The sequence below is a fragment of the Fictibacillus gelatini DSM 15865 genome (assembly GCF_000430745.1).
GTDB classification, from domain to species: domain Bacteria; phylum Bacillota; class Bacilli; order Bacillales; family Fictibacillaceae; genus Fictibacillus_A; species Fictibacillus_A gelatini.
Map to the genome: position 1 here is coordinate 1 of NZ_AUMP01000051.1, position 17,351 is coordinate 17,351.

17 protein-coding genes, 2 pseudogenes and 1 riboswitch are annotated in these 17,351 nt (G+C 41.2%); of the genes and pseudogenes, 11 read left to right on the top strand and 8 right to left on the bottom strand.

What is annotated here, in order from left to right; translation table 11 throughout:
* From H538_RS24205 to H538_RS0116880, 4 genes are all read left to right on the top strand, one after another.
* Positions 1-182: DUF817 family protein (locus tag H538_RS24205; protein ID WP_035351303.1), on the top strand; the 182-nt coding region annotated here is incomplete at its 5' end.
* Between the two features lie 86 nt (positions 183-268).
* Positions 269-775: a hypothetical protein gene (locus tag H538_RS25195; RefSeq protein ID WP_026678600.1), complete on the top strand. Its 507-nt coding sequence runs from the start codon at positions 269-271 to the stop codon at positions 773-775.
* A gap of 4 nt (positions 776-779) precedes the next feature.
* Positions 780-1,118, top strand: a complete 339-nt coding sequence (locus H538_RS24210) for a conjugal transfer protein TrbL family protein (RefSeq protein ID WP_026678601.1) — start codon at positions 780-782, stop codon at positions 1,116-1,118.
* A 269-nt stretch (positions 1,119-1,387) separates the two neighbouring features.
* Positions 1,388-1,654 (top strand): hypothetical protein, encoded by a 267-nt coding sequence (locus tag H538_RS0116880; RefSeq protein ID WP_026678602.1) that lies wholly within the window; start codon positions 1,388-1,390, stop codon positions 1,652-1,654.
* Between the two features lie 469 nt (positions 1,655-2,123).
* Here the strand turns inward: H538_RS0116880 and H538_RS0116885 are convergent, their stop codons facing one another.
* Both H538_RS0116885 and H538_RS26500 read right to left on the bottom strand, forming a co-directional pair.
* The gene (locus H538_RS0116885; protein WP_026678603.1) at positions 2,124-2,519 is read right to left on the bottom strand and encodes an HTH domain-containing protein; all 396 of its coding nucleotides are present in this window, start codon (positions 2,517-2,519) and stop codon (positions 2,124-2,126) included.
* Between the two features lie 48 nt (positions 2,520-2,567).
* Positions 2,568-2,708, bottom strand: coding sequence for a hypothetical protein (locus H538_RS26500; RefSeq protein ID WP_154658007.1), 141 nt, complete (start codon positions 2,706-2,708; stop codon positions 2,568-2,570).
* 788 nt (positions 2,709-3,496) lie between these two features.
* Here H538_RS26500 and H538_RS0116895 point away from each other — a divergent pair.
* Genes H538_RS0116895 through H538_RS0116910 form a run of 4 tightly spaced genes read left to right on the top strand, consistent with a single transcriptional unit; the run spans position 3,497 to position 7,128 of the window.
* Complete coding sequence (locus tag H538_RS0116895) at positions 3,497-4,267, top strand: ABC transporter permease subunit (protein ID WP_035351309.1); 771 nt, start codon at positions 3,497-3,499, stop codon at positions 4,265-4,267.
* Positions 4,268-4,292: 25 nt separating this feature from the next.
* Entirely contained in the window at positions 4,293-5,324 is a 1,032-nt protein-coding gene (locus tag H538_RS0116900; protein WP_026678605.1) for a taurine ABC transporter substrate-binding protein, read from the top strand.
* A gap of 14 nt (positions 5,325-5,338) precedes the next feature.
* Positions 5,339-6,139 (top strand): ABC transporter ATP-binding protein, encoded by an 801-nt coding sequence (locus H538_RS0116905; protein WP_035351306.1) that lies wholly within the window; start codon positions 5,339-5,341, stop codon positions 6,137-6,139.
* A 56-nt stretch (positions 6,140-6,195) separates the two neighbouring features.
* Complete coding sequence (locus H538_RS0116910; protein WP_026678607.1) at positions 6,196-7,128, top strand: TauD/TfdA dioxygenase family protein; 933 nt, start codon at positions 6,196-6,198, stop codon at positions 7,126-7,128.
* Positions 7,129-7,853: 725 nt separating this feature from the next.
* On the opposite strand, the gene mmuM is transcribed toward H538_RS0116910, so the two are convergent.
* The 5 genes and pseudogenes from mmuM to H538_RS0116940 all read right to left on the bottom strand — a co-directional run bounded on the left by mmuM (position 7,854) and on the right by H538_RS0116940 (position 12,347).
* Positions 7,854-8,813: a homocysteine S-methyltransferase gene (gene mmuM / locus H538_RS0116920; protein ID WP_026678609.1), complete on the bottom strand. Its 960-nt coding sequence runs from the start codon at positions 8,811-8,813 to the stop codon at positions 7,854-7,856.
* 35 nt (positions 8,814-8,848) lie between these two features.
* A pseudogene (locus H538_RS24215) lies at positions 8,849-10,060 on the bottom strand (amino acid permease); the annotation flags it as partial.
* A gap of 83 nt (positions 10,061-10,143) precedes the next feature.
* Positions 10,144-10,249, bottom strand: a riboswitch (SAM riboswitch).
* An 89-nt stretch (positions 10,250-10,338) separates the two neighbouring features.
* Positions 10,339-10,710, bottom strand: a complete 372-nt coding sequence (locus H538_RS0116930) for a hypothetical protein (protein ID WP_026678610.1) — start codon at positions 10,708-10,710, stop codon at positions 10,339-10,341.
* A gap of 25 nt (positions 10,711-10,735) precedes the next feature.
* Positions 10,736-11,251, bottom strand: a complete 516-nt coding sequence (locus tag H538_RS0116935) for an acyl-CoA thioesterase (protein WP_026678611.1) — start codon at positions 11,249-11,251, stop codon at positions 10,736-10,738.
* Positions 11,252-11,447: 196 nt separating this feature from the next.
* Positions 11,448-12,347, bottom strand: a complete 900-nt coding sequence (locus H538_RS0116940; RefSeq protein WP_026678612.1) for a LysR family transcriptional regulator — start codon at positions 12,345-12,347, stop codon at positions 11,448-11,450.
* A gap of 444 nt (positions 12,348-12,791) precedes the next feature.
* Between H538_RS0116940 and H538_RS0116945 the strand changes: the two genes are divergently transcribed.
* Together H538_RS0116945 and H538_RS0116950 are read left to right on the top strand one after the other, a co-directional pair.
* Positions 12,792-13,868: an N-acetyltransferase DgcN family protein gene (locus H538_RS0116945; RefSeq protein WP_026678613.1), complete on the top strand. Its 1,077-nt coding sequence runs from the start codon at positions 12,792-12,794 to the stop codon at positions 13,866-13,868.
* Positions 13,868-15,022 (top strand): alanine/ornithine racemase family PLP-dependent enzyme, encoded by a 1,155-nt coding sequence (locus H538_RS0116950; protein ID WP_026678614.1) that lies wholly within the window; start codon positions 13,868-13,870, stop codon positions 15,020-15,022. Before H538_RS0116945 ends, H538_RS0116950 begins: the two co-directional genes overlap by 1 nt.
* A 101-nt stretch (positions 15,023-15,123) precedes the next feature.
* On the opposite strand, the gene H538_RS0116955 is transcribed toward H538_RS0116950, so the two are convergent.
* Positions 15,124-16,692, bottom strand: a complete 1,569-nt coding sequence (locus H538_RS0116955) for a malate:quinone oxidoreductase (RefSeq protein ID WP_281172200.1) — start codon at positions 16,690-16,692, stop codon at positions 15,124-15,126.
* A gap of 248 nt (positions 16,693-16,940) precedes the next feature.
* Between H538_RS0116955 and H538_RS24220 the strand changes: the two are divergent.
* A pseudogene (locus tag H538_RS24220) lies at positions 16,941-17,351 on the top strand (hypothetical protein); the annotation flags it as partial.

Here is a 17,351-nt window from a genome sequence, read left to right on the forward strand (position 1 = left end):
ATATTGCAACGTTCTTTGGAGCCTGGGAATATCCAAATCAAACCGAATCATGGAGTCTCGTTCATCCAGGAAAGGTGAGTTCATGGCTCTTATTAGTAATTGTTAGCTTTCTTATCGTAGCGACGTTAAAGCAAGTTAAGGAGAAAAATTCCGCTCGTATGGAAACGAATCAATGTTTATAACTGTTTAGAACCCTCTTACAAAAATCCGGATCCTCTGTACAAATTTATGTTCGTTAGTAATGAACTAATTTAAGGAGGGTGAAGAAATGAGCATTTTTAATCCGGTTGACAGCTTTAAAGACATGTTGAACGAATTAGCCAAGGAATTCGGAAGGGTAGCAATGAAATGGCTTGATCTGTATGTAATAAATCCTACTGATTTTTCAAAATACAAGTATTTAGAGCAAATGTATGATTGGGTGTTTATTTTCGCTACAACAATTGCAGACACTCTCTTTGCTTTTAATCTCTTGAAAATCTATTTCGAGGAAATGCAAGGTGGGGCAAGCCGGGGTTCATCGGAAGTTATCTGGCGTTCGATTTTAGGAGTGGTATTTGCGTGTTCAACCCCTTGGATATTAACGGATGTCCTATTAAAAATAAATAACCTGTGGGTTAAATTTATTATCGATCAAGGGTTACAACTCGATGGAAGTCACTTTATGAAACTATTAAATCCAACCCCAGGTGGAAACCTTAGCCTAACGTTAATGGTATTAATAACCGTTGTTCTCCTTAGTTCTCTGCATTCAATATATCATCCGTCAGGGTGAATTGATGTACTTGCTTGTTTTATCTCCGGCGGCGTCTATTACAATGGTCAATGGCGAAATGAACATCTTTCCGGCATGGTGGCGCGAAGCCTGTTCCGTAGTATTTATGCAAGCTTTTCAAGTAACAGGGCTATGGCTTATTTTTAATATGATCGCGGCAGGAAATGAGTTAGGTGACTACATAAAAGCCTGTGGTCTCATATTCGTTTTGTTGAAAGGCCCCGGTTGGCTCCGCCAGTTTATCTATTCTACAGGCGCCGGACGAGGAATGGTTAATGCGGCCGGTGGTGTTGGAAAATTCGCAATGTACAAAATGATGACCAAAAAAGCCCTTGGAGGTTAAAAATGAGTGATGAAAAGAAGAAAATAAAACGACTTTATGTGATTATTGTTATTTAAGCAATCGCCCTTGTTGGGGCGGTTGCCTTCGTTGTTGGTGAACGTTCTGCTTCAAAAGAAACTAAAGAAGTAACTGCGGGAGGAGAGACGACGAGACAAGAAGCACCTCAAGAAAAAATTAGTGAAAATGATGTAAAAGATGTCGAGAAAAAGGCGCTTCAAGTATATGAATTTTTTAAAAAAGGACAACCTGTAGAATCAAAGCAATTGAACATGTTTGTTAAAAGATTTATGACAAACGAATTTCAGCAAAATCAATTTAAATTATCCAGGGAAACATTAGAAACAGATTTCAAATATGGAACCGAAATCAAAGGGTTAACAGGTGCTAAATATCTTGGTGACCCGGTACAGGGGTGGTTAGAGGATTACCAAGTGAAAAAAGTATTAAAGACGAGGAAACGGGCACAATTAAAATTTTCATTTGGACAAATAAAAATTTCCATAACGAAGCAGCAATATACTGGACGGAATGGATAAAAGAAAATGGGGAATGGAAGCTTTATACGACGGACTTTTTTGATGATGTCGTTCCCCCTAAATCAAAAAAGAAATTCAATCAGGAGGGGTGACATGCCCATTATTATCTATTACCAAATCTAAAGGAGGAATTCACGTTTCTTAAGAAACGGTTATAGGGGTAAGCACATTTATGGATTTTTGGTTTGTTGCTTTTCCAAAATGTTTATTTACTGGTTTGTTTTTTTGTTTACTTTATGTTTTATTGGAAAGTTGGAAATCTGGGTTTCTGGTTTCTTTACAGCCTTAGCTTTTAGGGGTAAAGTATGTACATTCTCGGGCGGCAAAACGATGGGATGCTGCCTTTACCTAATTAGGATTGAAAACCGCCCTTTTAAAGGCGGTCTCGTGTTATTTCTTATTTTAGCATGGAGGCGTAGCCAATCCTAATCGATTTTGGGTAGATGATTTTAAATAGAGGATGTAGTAACTAGTCATTTATAAAATCACAATTAGTTTCAACAGTATATTTTTCTTTTAAAACAAAGTGCATGAACAATATTCTAACAGCTAACACAAATTTTTTCTTTTCAGTTAAAGTTTCTGGTTTCTGCAAAAATCTTTTCAATTCTTCTGTGTCTATTTCACCAAAAGAAGCCAACGTCTCATAACTCATTCCTAAGTTTGTATGCATCGTCTCAATAATTATACATAATCTTTCTGTTTCATCGACAACATCTATAAGTGCTAATAAGGTACTGATGTTTATTGGATGCAAATAATCCGAATCCGAATTTGAAAATAAAATCTTATCTATTAACTCGTCAGACATTTTATATTTATGTTTCAACTTCGCAATATTATCTTCTAATGTAACCTCTTCCATAAATATACTCCTTCTTCTTAATATTTTATAAGTTTAACCATACAAAAATTAAAAAATAAAGTAAAATAAGGTATGAATTTTTTGCTTTAATGCTTCTTTTGCTTTCTTTTCTCCAAACTCTAAGTGTTCCTTGGCAATTTCAGCCAATTTCTTACTTTGCGTTAACTCTAAAATTTCCTTGATTTTCATTAGAGCCTTTCCCCTTTCCCTTTTACTCTCGCCAACATTTCATGGAAATGATCATCCTTAAATGTTTTTCTAGTGCCCTTTCAGCTAAGAAAGTTCTTATTTTCAAGAATCCATTTTCGCCTGTTAAAAAAATTAGAAGCAAAAAACAGGATCAAATTTCTTCAGTGTGGTGCTATTTCCATGGCATTTGGACAATAAACAGTGGATTTCCGATAATAAATAGATACTATCGGACAATAAATGGCCTCAGTCGGACAATAAAAGGAGTATTTTTTTCACTTATTGTCCAAACGTAAGATGTTATTGTCTAAACCGGATGATTTATTGTCCAAATAAGAGCACTTATGGTCTGAGAACGAAATCATTTTAAATCATGTAACGATTCGTGATTGTTTTTCCTCATTTCACAGATCTAACGAGTGTTCTTAAAATAACGAATGTTCGCCAGTCCTGAAATTCAAACTATTTTTCTAGAAGGGGCACTAGGCCCGAATTAGCATTTGCTGCTGTTAGATATAAATAGTCATGTTCTTCTAAAAAGGAAAAAATTATTGACAAAAATAACCGGCTATTGTTAAACTAATTTCATAGTTAACCTATAGGAATTATAAGTATTAACTGACCAGATAAACTGGAGGCCCTAAGCATACACGATCAGTACAGATCATGTATGTTGTAGGGCCTTTTTTGTTTCCTTTTTAGGATCTTTTTCCGTATTACATCCTTGAAGCGAAAGGAGATGAGTATCAGTGTCAAGACAAATTGATTTAGTTACAAATGACAAAAAGGTGGTGATTTCAACCAGGTGGGTTTCGGCTGGTACTATTATTGTCTTAATCTTGCTATGGACGGCGGTTACAAGCTTTCAATGGATCGATCCGTTGTTTTTGCCTTCTCCGCATTCAGTATGGAGTGCATTCGTAGAACTGGTCAAAGACGGCTATAAGGGTTCATCTTTAGGAACACATATCCTTAGCAGCCTCTATCGGTTGTTCATCTCCCTGCTGATCGTATTTATGACTGCTGTACCTCTTGGGGTGCTATGTGGGTACTCGAAATATATCCGCGCCATTTTTGATCCATTGATTGAGTTTTACCGGCCGCTTCCGCCATTAGCATACTATGCCTTATTAGTCCTTTGGTTAGGTATTGATGATACTTCAAAAATAGCACTGCTTTATCTTAGTGCATTTGCACCGCTGTTTATTGCTACTGTATTCAGTGTTCAAAAGGTTCCTCAAGATCTAATCAATGGGGCTCTCTCATTAGGAGCATCTAAATGGAAAGTACTCGTCTTTGTTATCTTTCCTGGCTGCTTGCCTGATATTATCACGGGTTTAAGAACAGCTGTTGGTGTTGCATATGCCACACTGGTGGCGGCGGAAATGGTTGCGGCCACTTCCGGAATTGGCTGGATGGTCCTTGATGCTAGTAAATACTTGCGAAGCGATATTATTTTTGTCGGAATCATCATCATGGGCGGGATAGCCATGATCATGGATGCATTGATTCGACTTGTTCAACGTTACAAGTTTTCATGGGCGGGAACGCAAGAATAATAACGTTTAAAGGAGGCTTAACGAAATGTTTTTACGGAAAAAAGCAAGCTTATTCTTACTAACGATTGTATCAGTCATGCTGATTGGTTCATTGGCTGCCTGCTCTAAGCAAAAAACAGCATCCAGCTCCGAAAAGAATTCATCACTGCCGCAAGAGGTACGCATCGGATATCAGGTTTCTCCAAGCGGAGAGCTATTGGCAAAAGCTCTTGGGTTATTAGAGAAAAAATATCCGGAAATAAAAGTGAAATGGATTCCGTTTGAGTCAGGAAGAGATGTGAACAACGCGATGGCAAGCGGCAGTATAGACTTTGGAAATGTCGGAACGCCGCCTGCCTCCATCGGAATTGCCAAAGGATTGCCTTATCAAGTTTACAATGTGCACGATATCATTGCCGAGAGTGAAGCATTAGTTGTAAAAAATGGATCAGGCATTCAATCCATAAAAGACCTCAAGGGGAAAAAAATTGCAACCACTTTTAGTTCCACTTCCCATTACAGTTTGCTGGGTGCTCTGAAATCAGAAGGAATTGATCCAGTGAAAGAAAAGATCACGATTTTAGATATGCTCCCAACTGATATTTATGCAGCTTGGAAAAGAAATGACATCGATGGTGCCTATATGTGGCAGCCAACACAGGCGAAGCTTGTGAATGAAGGAGGCAAAGTAATCATATCTTCGAAGAACCTGGCAGATAAAGGGGTTATTACAGCAGATTTAGGCATTGTCCAAAAAGATTTTGCAAAAAAATATCCTGGCTTTGTTAAACAATATATCGAGGTTTTAAATGAAGCGGTCCATTATTACCGGGATAAACCGAAGGAATCTTCCCAGCTGCTTTCCAAAGAGTTAGGACTGCCTCCTCAGGATAGTTTAAAAACCATGCAGCAAATCCTCTGGCTGGATGCCTCACAGCAGAAAAAATATATTGGGGATGCCGGGCAGAATGGAGAACTCGCCAAAGTATTAAAGGATACTGGTGATTTCATGGTTAAACAGAAAGCCATCCCATCATCTCCCGATTTAAAAAGTTATCAGCAAGGTTTACTAAAGTAGAAAGGAGGATACGTATGTCCTTGCCCATTTCAGACGAAGTTGAGGAGAAAGTGCCAACAAATGAAACAGTCATCGAGACAAAGAACGTCCATTTATTTTATGAAGAGTTCCATGTGTTAAAAGCTATTAATCTTAAAGTGTACCGAAATGATTTTGTTTGCGTACTTGGTGCATCGGGGTGCGGGAAATCATCACTCCTTCATGTATTGGCCGGATTTTGCCAACCGGCATCCGGTGAAGTAACGGTTGGCGGCAAGCTGCATAAGAAACCAAATCCCGATGTCGGTGTCGTTTTTCAAGCCCCCAACTTATTTCCATGGCTCACAATTGAAAAGAACATTGCATTTGGGTTAAGAATGAAATCCGTTTCGAAAGCGGAACGGAAGAGAATTGCTTCCCATTATATACAACTGGTAGGACTAGAGTCTTCTGCCAAGAGGTTGCCGCATCAACTTTCAGGAGGTATGAAACAAAGGGCCTCCATTGCCCGGACTTTGGCTGCGGATCCAAAGATCATTTTAATGGATGAGCCATTTAGCGCCCTGGATGCATTGACCCGTAAGTCCATGCAAAGCCATCTCAAAGAAATTTGGAAACGGACAAAAAAATCGATCTTTTTTATTACTCACGACGTGCATGAAGCTCTCCTGCTGGGAACCCGAATTGTCATTATGCATCCAGCCCCCGGGAGAATTGCACTTGATATTCCTAACCCTTTAGCGAAAAAAAATGATCCACCGCAGCAGATTGAACAGTCAAAGGAATTTACTTATTTCCGTGAATACTTGCTTTCTATCATACGCAATCCTCAGTAATCATGTCTGCTTAAAAATTTTATATCATTTACGTTCATTAGAGAGGAGAAAAACAAATGACTGAAGTGAATGTTGTTGATGCTTCCCGTCCATTGGCCATTTCCCGTAATCGTTATACAGGGACTCGGATTCTACGCCGTCTTCCCGAAGGGGTGGAAGCAAAACCATACAGCTTGTTTCAAGTGAAGCCATTAAGTCCTCTGATTGGGGCAGAAATTTCAGGAATCGATTTGCGAAATCCCCTTACTGCGGAAGTGAAAAATGAGCTGCACCGTGCCTTGCTGGAGTGGAAGGTCCTTTTCTTCCGAAACCAAGAAATTACAAGTGAACAACATATTGCTTTCGGCCGGAATTGGGGAGAACTGGAAGTCCATCCTTTCCTTCCAGAAGGCGATTTACCAGAAATTGTCCGATTTACGAAAGGAAAAACAGCTACAAGTTATGAAAACATTTGGCATAATGATGTCACATTCCGGCAAACGCCGGCCCGTGCCTCTATCCTCAGGGTGAGTAAAACTCCTCCATTGGGAGGCGATACACTATGGGCGGATACGGCAGCTGTCTATGATAATTTACCAGATAAAATCAAAGAGCGGATTAATGGTTTGACAGCTATTCATGATTTTACCCATGTGTTTGGTCACCAACTAAACGAAGAACAGTTAGCCTATTGGCAAAGAGAATATCCAGTTGCAGAGCACCCTGTAGTGATTAAACACCCGGATACGGGGAGAAAGACGTTATTTGTCAACCAGGATTTTACCGTTAAAATTGTTGGACTTGATGAGGCGGAAAGTGAGGAACTGCTCCAGTTTCTGTTCCAGCAGATTCATATTCCAGAATACCAGGTAAGATTTAAATGGGAAGACAATTCCATCGCATTTTGGGATAATTTTGCCACGCAGCATTATGCAGTCGCTGATTATTATCCAAACGTGAGAATAGGGGAACGAGTGGCCATCGTTGGTAAACGGCCGATTGGTGTGTAAAGAAGATTTTACGGAACGATAGAGCCATTCATGTACCATGAAAAAATAATTTTGCTTGCATCATGACGGTGAACTTTACAGGATGAAGCCCATTTGGAGCCGTCCGGAAAAGAGAGTATTGATATCTTATCGGTGAGTGCATGCCATACGGTGAAAGATCAGCATTACCGATTTACCAGGTGAGAGAAGAAAAGCTAGTTTCAGAACACTTTGACCTGACTGAATATTAAATAAATATTTCAATATGTTTTCCGGTGAAGAAAGTATCAAGGTACGGTGATCGAACAAGGGACCCATCAAGAACTGCGCGCCTGGAAGAAATTTTATGCTGATTTATACGAGCCAATGTAGTGAAAAAGCTCCCGCTGTGAAGGGGAAGAGACTGGTATCAAAAGGTGTTCTTTGCCTTTTGGCCGGTCCTTTTTTGGAAGATTCTTCCGGAAGTAGGTGATTACCATTTTAAAGCATTTGTTAATTATATCGATCCGCTGTTGGCATCCCAATTTTTAAATGATACGAGGCTGAATACTGTTTACAACGTGGCGAAGCTGATTGTTAAGATGATTACGAAAAAACAATAGGCTATAGATTCTAACAAAATAGTCGAAGCCTCCGTATTCAGAATGACTCTGAATATGGAGGCTTCATTGTTATGCGAAATTAATGAAAAGCACTTGTTACAAAAGCCACAGCGATAATCACCAGAGAGCAATGAAGCGTCCATTTTAAGGCATAACGCTGGAATTCCGCCATTTCTTTGAAAGCTCCCTGATATGGCGAGGAGTTGTTCTGCAGCATCCTCCTATTATCTTAGCCCCCGCATGGTACCATTCTTCAGATTTTATTTCGAATTCGTTGCAAGATTCTTGCCCATGCCATGTCTTTGTTTCCGGATTGTAGGTTTCCCCGGAGTTCGGATAAACGATAATCGGCTTATTTGTGTTTGCGCTCAATTCTTTGATGGCTCCAGTTACAACCGCCGCTGGCGCGCAATTCACGCCAATTGCGATAATTTGCTTGCTATTGTCAAACACCCGCGCACATTCCGCAAGCGCAGTCCCATCGCTTATCTCCTTCTCATTTTTCAAAGAAAAAGAAAGCCAGGCATACGCGTCTGGAAAATCCCGCAATAAAGCATCTAAAACGTTTGCTTCTTGGAAGGAAGGGATCGTTTCAAATGCTAATAAATCGGCACCCGCTTCAATCAACGCAGACATTCTTAGACGGTGAAATTCCGCCAATGTTTCGTCTTCCACGCCATAATCGCCTACATACTCTGAACCATCCGCAAGATAAGCCCCATAAGGTCCAACGGATGCGGCAACTAACGGCTTCGGCCTGTTGCTTTGTGCATGTTCCTCCCAAAAATCGTCTCTTGCTTTTTGAGCGAGCCACACTGTTTGCTTAATCAACTCCATAGCGTCTTTCTCTTGAATCCCCTGCCCGGAAAAACCATCAATCGTCGCCTGGTAGCTTGCCGTGATGGCACAGTCTGCCCCGGCACGGAAATAGTCAGAATGAACTTGATAGATCAATTCTGGATTTTCAAGCAATACACGCGCAGACCATAGGGGGTCGTCCAAACTGCATCCATGTGACTCCAGTTCTGTGGCTAAAGCTCCATCAAGGATCATCATTCGATATTGAGATATGATAGCATCAATCGGGTTAATTTTGTTTGGCATAATCCGCGCCCCTTTTCTTTAAAGATTGTGTAAGCTCGATAGGCCAAATCCTTTACGGACTTCCCTTCTTTAATATATTGCCTGCGAAATAGAAACTGTGAAGCACTGATGCTCATCCAAACTGCAACCACTGCCAAACCCGAAATGGAGACAAGCACGATGTACACAGTATCTGGTGCAACAATGCTTGACAATAAAGCCAAAGCCCCGCCTAACATGCTGAAAATGACCGCATTGATAGGAACGCCTCGTTTTGTCAATTTTGCGAAAAATGGAGATATCGTGTTCTTGTTTGCCAGTGACCAAAGCATTCTGGAGGAGGCGTAAAGGCCCGAGTTTGCAGCGGATAAAATGGCAGTCAATATGACAAAGTTCATAATGTCCGCTGAATAAGGCACGCCAATTCGTTCAAGGACCGCGACAAAAGGGCTCTTGGCCACTCCTGCATCGGAAACAGGCAATAATGCGGATAATACAACGATTGTTCCTACAAAAAAGATGATCAATCTCCACAAGGTCGTGCGTATCGCCTTCGGTATCGTTTTTTCTGGATTTGCTGTTTCACCAGCTGCAATCCCTATCAATTCCGTTCCAGAAAAAGCGAAATTAACTGCGAGCATTGTCATGATCAGGCTAAAAGCGCCATGAGGAAATAGACCCGCTTGATTAAAATTAGAAAAGAGCGGGGCCGATTCTGAATGGGCCATTGGAAGAAGGCCGGCCATCGCCGCCGCCCCTAAAACGATAAATATTACAATGGCCACTACTTTGACCGATGCGAACCAGAATTCAGATTCAGCAAAAAATTTAACCGTGAGCACATTCAATACAAAGATTAAAATGGCAAAAAATGCGCTCCATACCCAGACATTGATGAATGGAAACCATCTTTGCATAAGCAATCCAGCAGCGGTGAATTCTGAACCTAAGGCGACGGTCCAGGTTAGCCAATAGAGCCAGGCCACTGTATATCCTGTTCCCGGTCCAATGTATTTGGCGGCATAGCTATGAAATGAACCCGTTTCGGGCATATGAACAGAAAGCTCCCCTAAACATAGCATGACTAGATAGACGACCAGCGCACCAATCAAGTAGGAAAGAATCGTGCCAAACGGTCCAGCTTGCTGAATCGTGTAGCCCGAGCTTAAAAACAATCCAGTTCCAATTACCCCGCCAAGCGAAAGCATAACTAAGTGGCGCGTTTTCATTTTTCTTTGAAATTCTCGTTGTTTATTTTTGTTCTCCATTCCTACTCTCCTTACGTTTCTATCCAGAAAAAACAAAAACGCACCCTGCTAAGAGTGCGCTGCTGACAAATAAAAAACGTATGCTCTTATCTATCAGGATCATCACCCGCTGGAATTAGCACAGTGTCTAAAAGCAGACCTGTTGCTGAGGTTTCATAAGGCCAGTCCCTCCACCTCTCTGGATAAGAAATATTTTTTTATAACCTTATCAATTGATACAAAGATTGTCAAGATTCAATAAAACTATTTTATATGAGTATCATTCGTTCCTTCGTCTTTTAATGGATGACAGTTGGACCAACCAATGCCGCTGGTTCCTCCCCTAATGCCAGCTTGCTAATATTTGCGTAACTAATTTGTTTATACGAGTCGAGCAATTGTTTTAATTCCGAGAATCTCTCATCTGCCTTTAACTTTTCGATTTCCTGGCGATAGATCGACAACACATAATCATCCTGGCACCTCGGCTGAAATTTGCCCGGCTCTTCATCCATTAATAAAGACCCCATAAATTGGTATCCAAACTGTAATTGGCGAGTCAGACGAATAATATTTAAAAATTTCTTATGAATGGATGGCTTTCTTGAATTTAACTTCTCAATCGCCAATTGTGCATTTTTCAATTCATCGTAACTTGATGCGATCAGCATGCTCAATCTCTCCTTTTAATTCGTATTAATCCCATGGTTTTTTTAGTGAAAGTTTGGACACGAGCTCTTTATTTTGCTGTCTTTTCAACTTGCGAATCCGCTCGCGTTCTTTCCCCGTTTCGTACAGATATCTTTCTTCCTCCGTTTCCGGAATAACAGGTGCTACCGGTAGCGGCCTTTTATTTTGATCGAGAGGAACAAACGTCAAAAATGCTGTCGCTGCAATTCTCCGTTCCCCGGTTTCAAGATCTTCCGCAATCACCTTGCAGAAAATCTCCATTGATTTTTTGCCTGTATAGCTGACAAATGATTCAATGCAAACCGAATCGCTCACCCGGATCGGTTCAAGGAAATTAACAGAGTCTGTCGATGCCGTGACACATTCCTTCACCCGTGAATGTCTGCGGGCGGAAAGTGTTGCACATGCATCCATCTTTTTCATTAAGACTCCGCCAAATAATGTATGGTAGTTGTTCAAATCATTGGTAAGTACCTGGTCGGTTTGAACAACGCGTGTTTCCTTCACTTTTTTTGCTTCCATCATGATCACCTTTATATAAAATGCATTTGCCATTGCATCTGCATTAAAATTTTCACAAGTGAATTATAAGGTAACTTGATTGGAAGAATACAATGCCAATCCCACATGCCTTTCATAACAAAACCGCATGTAAGCGCTCTTTATCCAAAACAAAATCAAAGGCCTTCCCTTAAAAGGGAAAGCCTTCTATCGTACATCAATCTGGATAGGGATTTGCTGCCTGAAGCTTTACTTTTGCAAATCGAATAAATTCCTTCTCCACCTGGGATAAATTTGCGTCTTTTCTCCAAATCATGGCCAGATTCCATTCGATTGCCGGATGGGTAACGGTCACCGTTTGAAACGCATCCTCCAGTTCCAAACATGTGCTTTCTGGCAGCAAAGTGATGCCAATATTATAAGCAACCATATCTTGAATAAATTCTAATTGAGAGGTTTCCGAAATGATTTTCGGTTGAAAGCCGGCTTCTTTGCAAGCATTGATAATAAGGTTCCTCAACTCAAAATTCCGGTTGAACATGATAAAGCCCTCTTCTTTCAATTCTTGCAATGACACTTCCTTTTTCCCTGCAAGGGGATGGGATGAGGGAACTACGAGCTTTAATTTTTCATGGACAAACATAAAACTGTCGAGGTTATCATTTTTTTCAGAAAGAACGACAACTCCGAAATCCAATGAATCATTGAGCACCTTCTCTTCCGTCCGCTTTGACCCGCCTTCTTCTAATTGAAATGTCACCTCTGGAAATTCTTGATGGAAGGACGCGATGAGCTCTGAGAAAAAAATAGTGCTAGTAATGGTGGGAAGACCGATGCGCACATGCCTATTTTTAAGCATGAACAGTTTATCAAGTTCCGCATCCAATTGTTGGAGCTGATTCACAATTTTTAAAGCATGCTTTTTTAAAATGCGGCCTGCATCTGTTAAGACGAGCTTTTTTCTTGTCCTTATGAACAGTGGAGTGCCAAGTTCGTCCTCTAAAGATTTAATGATCCTGCTGAGGGCAGGCTGCGTTATGAACAAATTTTCAGCTGCAGTCGTAAAATTGCCGGTACGCGTAACTTCAAGAAAAGACTCTAATTGTTTAATTTCCAATACGATCAAACACCTTATATTCGTTTTAATTATTCGTTAAGTTGAGTTTCTCTACTATCGTTCTGGTCATTGTTCATTTACCTGTTTACTAAATGTTTCAGTAGCTATAGTGTATCCGTTCTCCTTATTGTTAGCAACTTAACGATTTCCGCACGAGCCCCTGGTTCAACCGCATGGACGGTCCAGATCGTTCCACGGAAAGCATGCATTTAAACAGAACCGAAAGTAAATTGCTTTCCTTTTCAGACACTCCTATTTATAATTATTTTTGGAAGACTACATCATGAATCCCCACATTTCGCAGTCCCGCCCAAATCCATATAACTTCTTAATGAACAGCTATTTTTCTTTAGTACATGACGACTTGTCACTCTACTACTAGAAAGCCATTAGGTGTTCTTTTTATCATTGAGCAAAATTTCACACGTAAATGGAGGGATAACGATGAAAAAGTCGGCAATCATTTATTGTGAAAATCAATTTGGTTCTATGGACGGGAAGACAGCGAATGGGCTCATCCGCGACCCGGGGAATTATGTCATCACTGCCGTAATTGACAGCACGAAACACGGGCAGGACGCCGGATCCTACCTGGACAATAAGTTCAATGGAATTCCAATATGCAAAGACCTGGAGGAAGCCGTTCTTTATTCAACAGAAACGCCGGATGACTTTATTCTTGGCATTGCACCGGCTGATGCCTTTTTAAAAATGGCGGAAAGAAAAGTCATCATCCAGGCGATGGAAGCTGGGATGAACATTATCAACCCTCTCCAGGAATTTTTGACAGATGATGATGAAATGATGAGCTATGCAAGACAATACGGCGTAACCATTCATGATATCCGCAAACCGAAGCCTAAAAAAGAGTGGACTCTCTTTACTGGAGAAATTTTAAACATTACAACGCCTATTATTACTGTACTGGGGACAGATGGAGCTTGCGGCAAACGGACAACGGCAAAAGTTCTTGAAAAAGGGCTCATAGACAGAGGATACAAAACAGCATTCATCGCAACCGGCCAAACGGGGCTCATTCAAGGGGCTTCCTACGGATTTGCGATGGACGCTTTTCCTTTGCAATATTTGATTGGCGAGCTGGAGCGGGAAATCCTCCGGGCCAACAACACCGAGCAGCCTGACATTATTATTGTGGAAGGGCAAGGCGCGCTAAGCCATCCGGCGTATGCCAGCTCGTGTGCTATTTTAAAAGGGGCAAGGCCACACGCCGTCATCCTGCAGCATCCTCCGAAAAGAAAAGTTTTAGGGGATTTTCCTTTTGTCCAAATGCCAGACGTGAAGGATGAAATTAGCCTGATTGAACATTATGGAAATACAAAGGTCATTGCGATTACACTTAACCATGAAAATATGACAGACGAAGAGATCATAGCGACGATCAATGAATATGAGAAAACATACCGTCTCCCGGTCACCGACGTCTTAAAAACAGGCAGTGAAAAAGTGATTGAATCGATTATCGATTTCTTCCCTTCCTTAAAGAAGGCAGTTGTATCCTGATGGTTCAGTCTCCGAGAGTTGAAATCAACCTTGAAAAAATAAAGCATAATGCAAAAATGTTAAAAACGATATATGGGAAGAAAGGAATCGAAATCACCGGGGTTGTAAAAGGGGTGGCTGCCGACTGTAAAATAGCGAAGGCTTTAGTTGAAAGCGGGGTGGCGAGTCTTGCCGATTCAAAAATTACCAACCTCGAAAAATTGAAAAAAGCTGATTTAAACGCCACCTTGCTATTACTGCGCACACCTCTTATGAGCGAAATTGAAAACGTCGTCCAATACGCTGATATTAGCATGAATACGGAAATTGATGTCATTCGGGCGCTGTCGGCAGAAGCAGTGAGACAAGGGAAACGGCACAAAATGATCATCATGGTCGAAATGGGCGATTTGCGGGAAGGCGTTCTTTTAAAAGATGCTCCTGACTTCATCCGTGAAGTGCTCAACTATTCCGGTGTTGAAATTGTCGGAATCGGCACTAATTTTGCCTGTTTTGCAGGAGCTGTACCGACGGAACAAAAAATGAACCAATTTTCCCGCTTCGTTCAAAGAATTAAGGAGCAGTTCTCCCTCAATCTTCCCTATGTTTCGGGAGGCAATTCCGCCAACTACAATTGGCTCATAAAAACGAAAAACAGAGGAGCCGTTAATCATATCCGACTGGGAGAATCGATTTTTTTAGGCCGTGAGACGACAGAGGGCGATGCCATTCCTTCTTTACATCTTGATGCATTTCATTTTATTGCAGAAGTGATTGAATCGAAAATGAAACCATCCGTTCCTGCCGGTAATGTTGGAAGAAATGCATTTGGTGAACTCGTTTCCTTTAAAGAGTGTGGAAATCGGAGAAGGGCCATCCTTGGAGCGGGGCGGCAAGACGTACTGGTCTCGGGACTTACCCCCGATCTTCCATTTGAGGTTCTCGGATCAAGCAGCGACCATATCATCGTCGATACAAAGAGCACCGTCCTCAAGCCGGGAGATGAAGTGCGCTTCTCCATGAACTATGGGGCACTGCTTTCTGCCATGACTTCACCCTATGTCCATAAAACCTATATTCAATCAACAGCTAAAACCCGTAAAAACGACGTTTATAAAAAACATTTCCTTATCAGCAAACCTGTCCAAAACGTTCAAAGTAAAAAGGCATTTTAACCCGGAAAGAGGCAATCCCCCTTTCCGGCTTTTTTGTGAAAAAAAAACCCCATGTTTACACATGGAGTTATACGATCGATCTATTTTTACAAAAGGCAACATTAAAAGTTCGCCGTTACACGTGCATCGTGTTCTGTTTCTACCGGCAAGGTTTCGTTCAGGCCGAGCGTCTTCGCTGTGGAAGCATGAATTTCACGGAAAAGCTCTGGATTTTCCGCAAGTTGAACGCCGTAAGAAGGTATCATTTCTTTAATTTTTGATTCCCACTCTTTCATATGTTGCGGGAAGCATTTTTCGATGACTTCAAGCATGACGTGAACAGCCGTAGAAGCACCCGGAGAAGCGCCAAGCAATGCAGCAATTGTGCCATTCGCCCCGGTAATGACTTCCGTGCCAAATTGGAGCGTGCCTTTTCCTGCTTCTGTATCTTTAATAACTTGTACACGTTGGCCTGCTACGACAATATCCCAATCTTCGCTTTTAGCATTCGGAACAAATTCCCTTAATTCCTCAATGCGTTGTTCTTTCGATAACATCAGCTGCTGGATCAAGTATTTTGTTAATGGGATATTTTTCACACCAGCCGCTAACATCGTAAGGACATTACTTGGCTTTACAGAACTTAATAAATCCATGTTTGAACCCGTTTTTAAGAACTTTGGCGAGAAGCCGGCAAACGGCCCAAATAACAATGATTTTTTATTATCAATATATCTTGTGTCAAGATGCGGAACAGACATTGGCGGAGCCCCGACTGCAGCTTTGCCGTATACTTTTGCATGATGCTGGTTAACAACCTCTTCATTGTTACATACTAAAAATAGTCCGCTAACCGGGAATCCTCCAATATGCTTGCTTTCAGGAATACCCGTTTTTTGAAGTAACGGCAGGCTGCCGCCACCGGCACCGATAAAGACGAATTTTGCAGTATGATATTCGAGATGACCGTTAGCATTTTGCACTTTTACTTCCCATAATCCACCGCTCGTGCGCTTAATATCTTTCACTTGATAGTTGTAGTTGATTTCAACGTTTTGATTTTTTAAATGGTCAAATAACATGCGTGTTAAAACGCCGAAGTTGACGTCCGTTCCAGAATCGATTTTTGTTGCCGCAATCGGTTCATTGGATGTGCGTCCTTCCATAATGAGCGGAATCCATTCCTTTAATTTTTTCGGATCATCGGAAAATTCCATTCCTTGAAACAGTGGATTTTGCGAAAGCGCTTCAAATCGTTTTTTCAAAAACTCTACATTTTTTTCCCCTTGCACTAAACTTAAATGAGGCAATGGCATAATAAAGTCCTGCGGGCTCTTTATAAGATTGCTATTTACAAGATAAGACCAAAACTGTCTTGAAAGCTGAAACTGTTCATTGATTTTTATCGCTTTGCTAACGTCTATAGATCCGTCCGGCTTTTCGACGGTGTAGTTAAGTTCGCATAGTGCAGCATGACCCGTACCCGCATTATTCCATTCGTTAGAGCTTTCTTCTCCCGGGTTTGCGAGTTTCTCAAATACTTTGATTTCCCACTCTGGTGCTAACTCTTTCAATAACGATCCCAAAGTCGCGCTCATGACTCCGGCACCAATTAAGATAACGTCTGTTTCAGTTTGTCTGTTACTCATGTTTACCGTCCGTCCTTCTACTTTTAGATTTGCAGAAAGGATGTAGGCGCTCCTGCTTAAGTCTAACAGCAAGACAGGGCTCAACTAGTCATACACCTTTTCTGTATCAATTACCCTAATTCTAGTGTATCACTAATATTTACAAATTTAAATACTTTGATAGTTTTTCAGCGATTCAAAGGCCAGTAAATAGTTGGAAGTACGTCTACAAGAATCTATCGAACGATGCCTCTTTTTCTTCCTAAAACTTTATTTATCGGTTGAGAAATTATATAGGGAGGAAGATGGCGATGAAGTCCGGATACATTGAAAAGTATAAGCTATTAAGCGAGTTTAAAACGGTGAAGGAATTCAACGAGCATATTTGGCGGTTTCTTGATGACCATCGAACGGCGTTTTCAAAAAGCGAGTTGATCGCGTTTCATCAGCTGACAAAGTATAGCGTGAAAGTGATTGGTGTGTGCAATGCGAAAATTGGCACGCTTGTTTCCGCATCCCATAAAGAAAGAGGTGGCATTTCCCGCTCCACTTTCGAACGTATGCTCCGCAAAGCGAAAAAATTAGGCATTTTATCTGTTCATCATGCGCTCCGTCAAAAGGGCGGGTATGCCCATAATGTTTTTGTTTTCCATCGCTATGACGCACCGCTTGAGGAGAACATGAAGGATCGGCCAACTCCCGAAATCCCATGTCCTATAAGC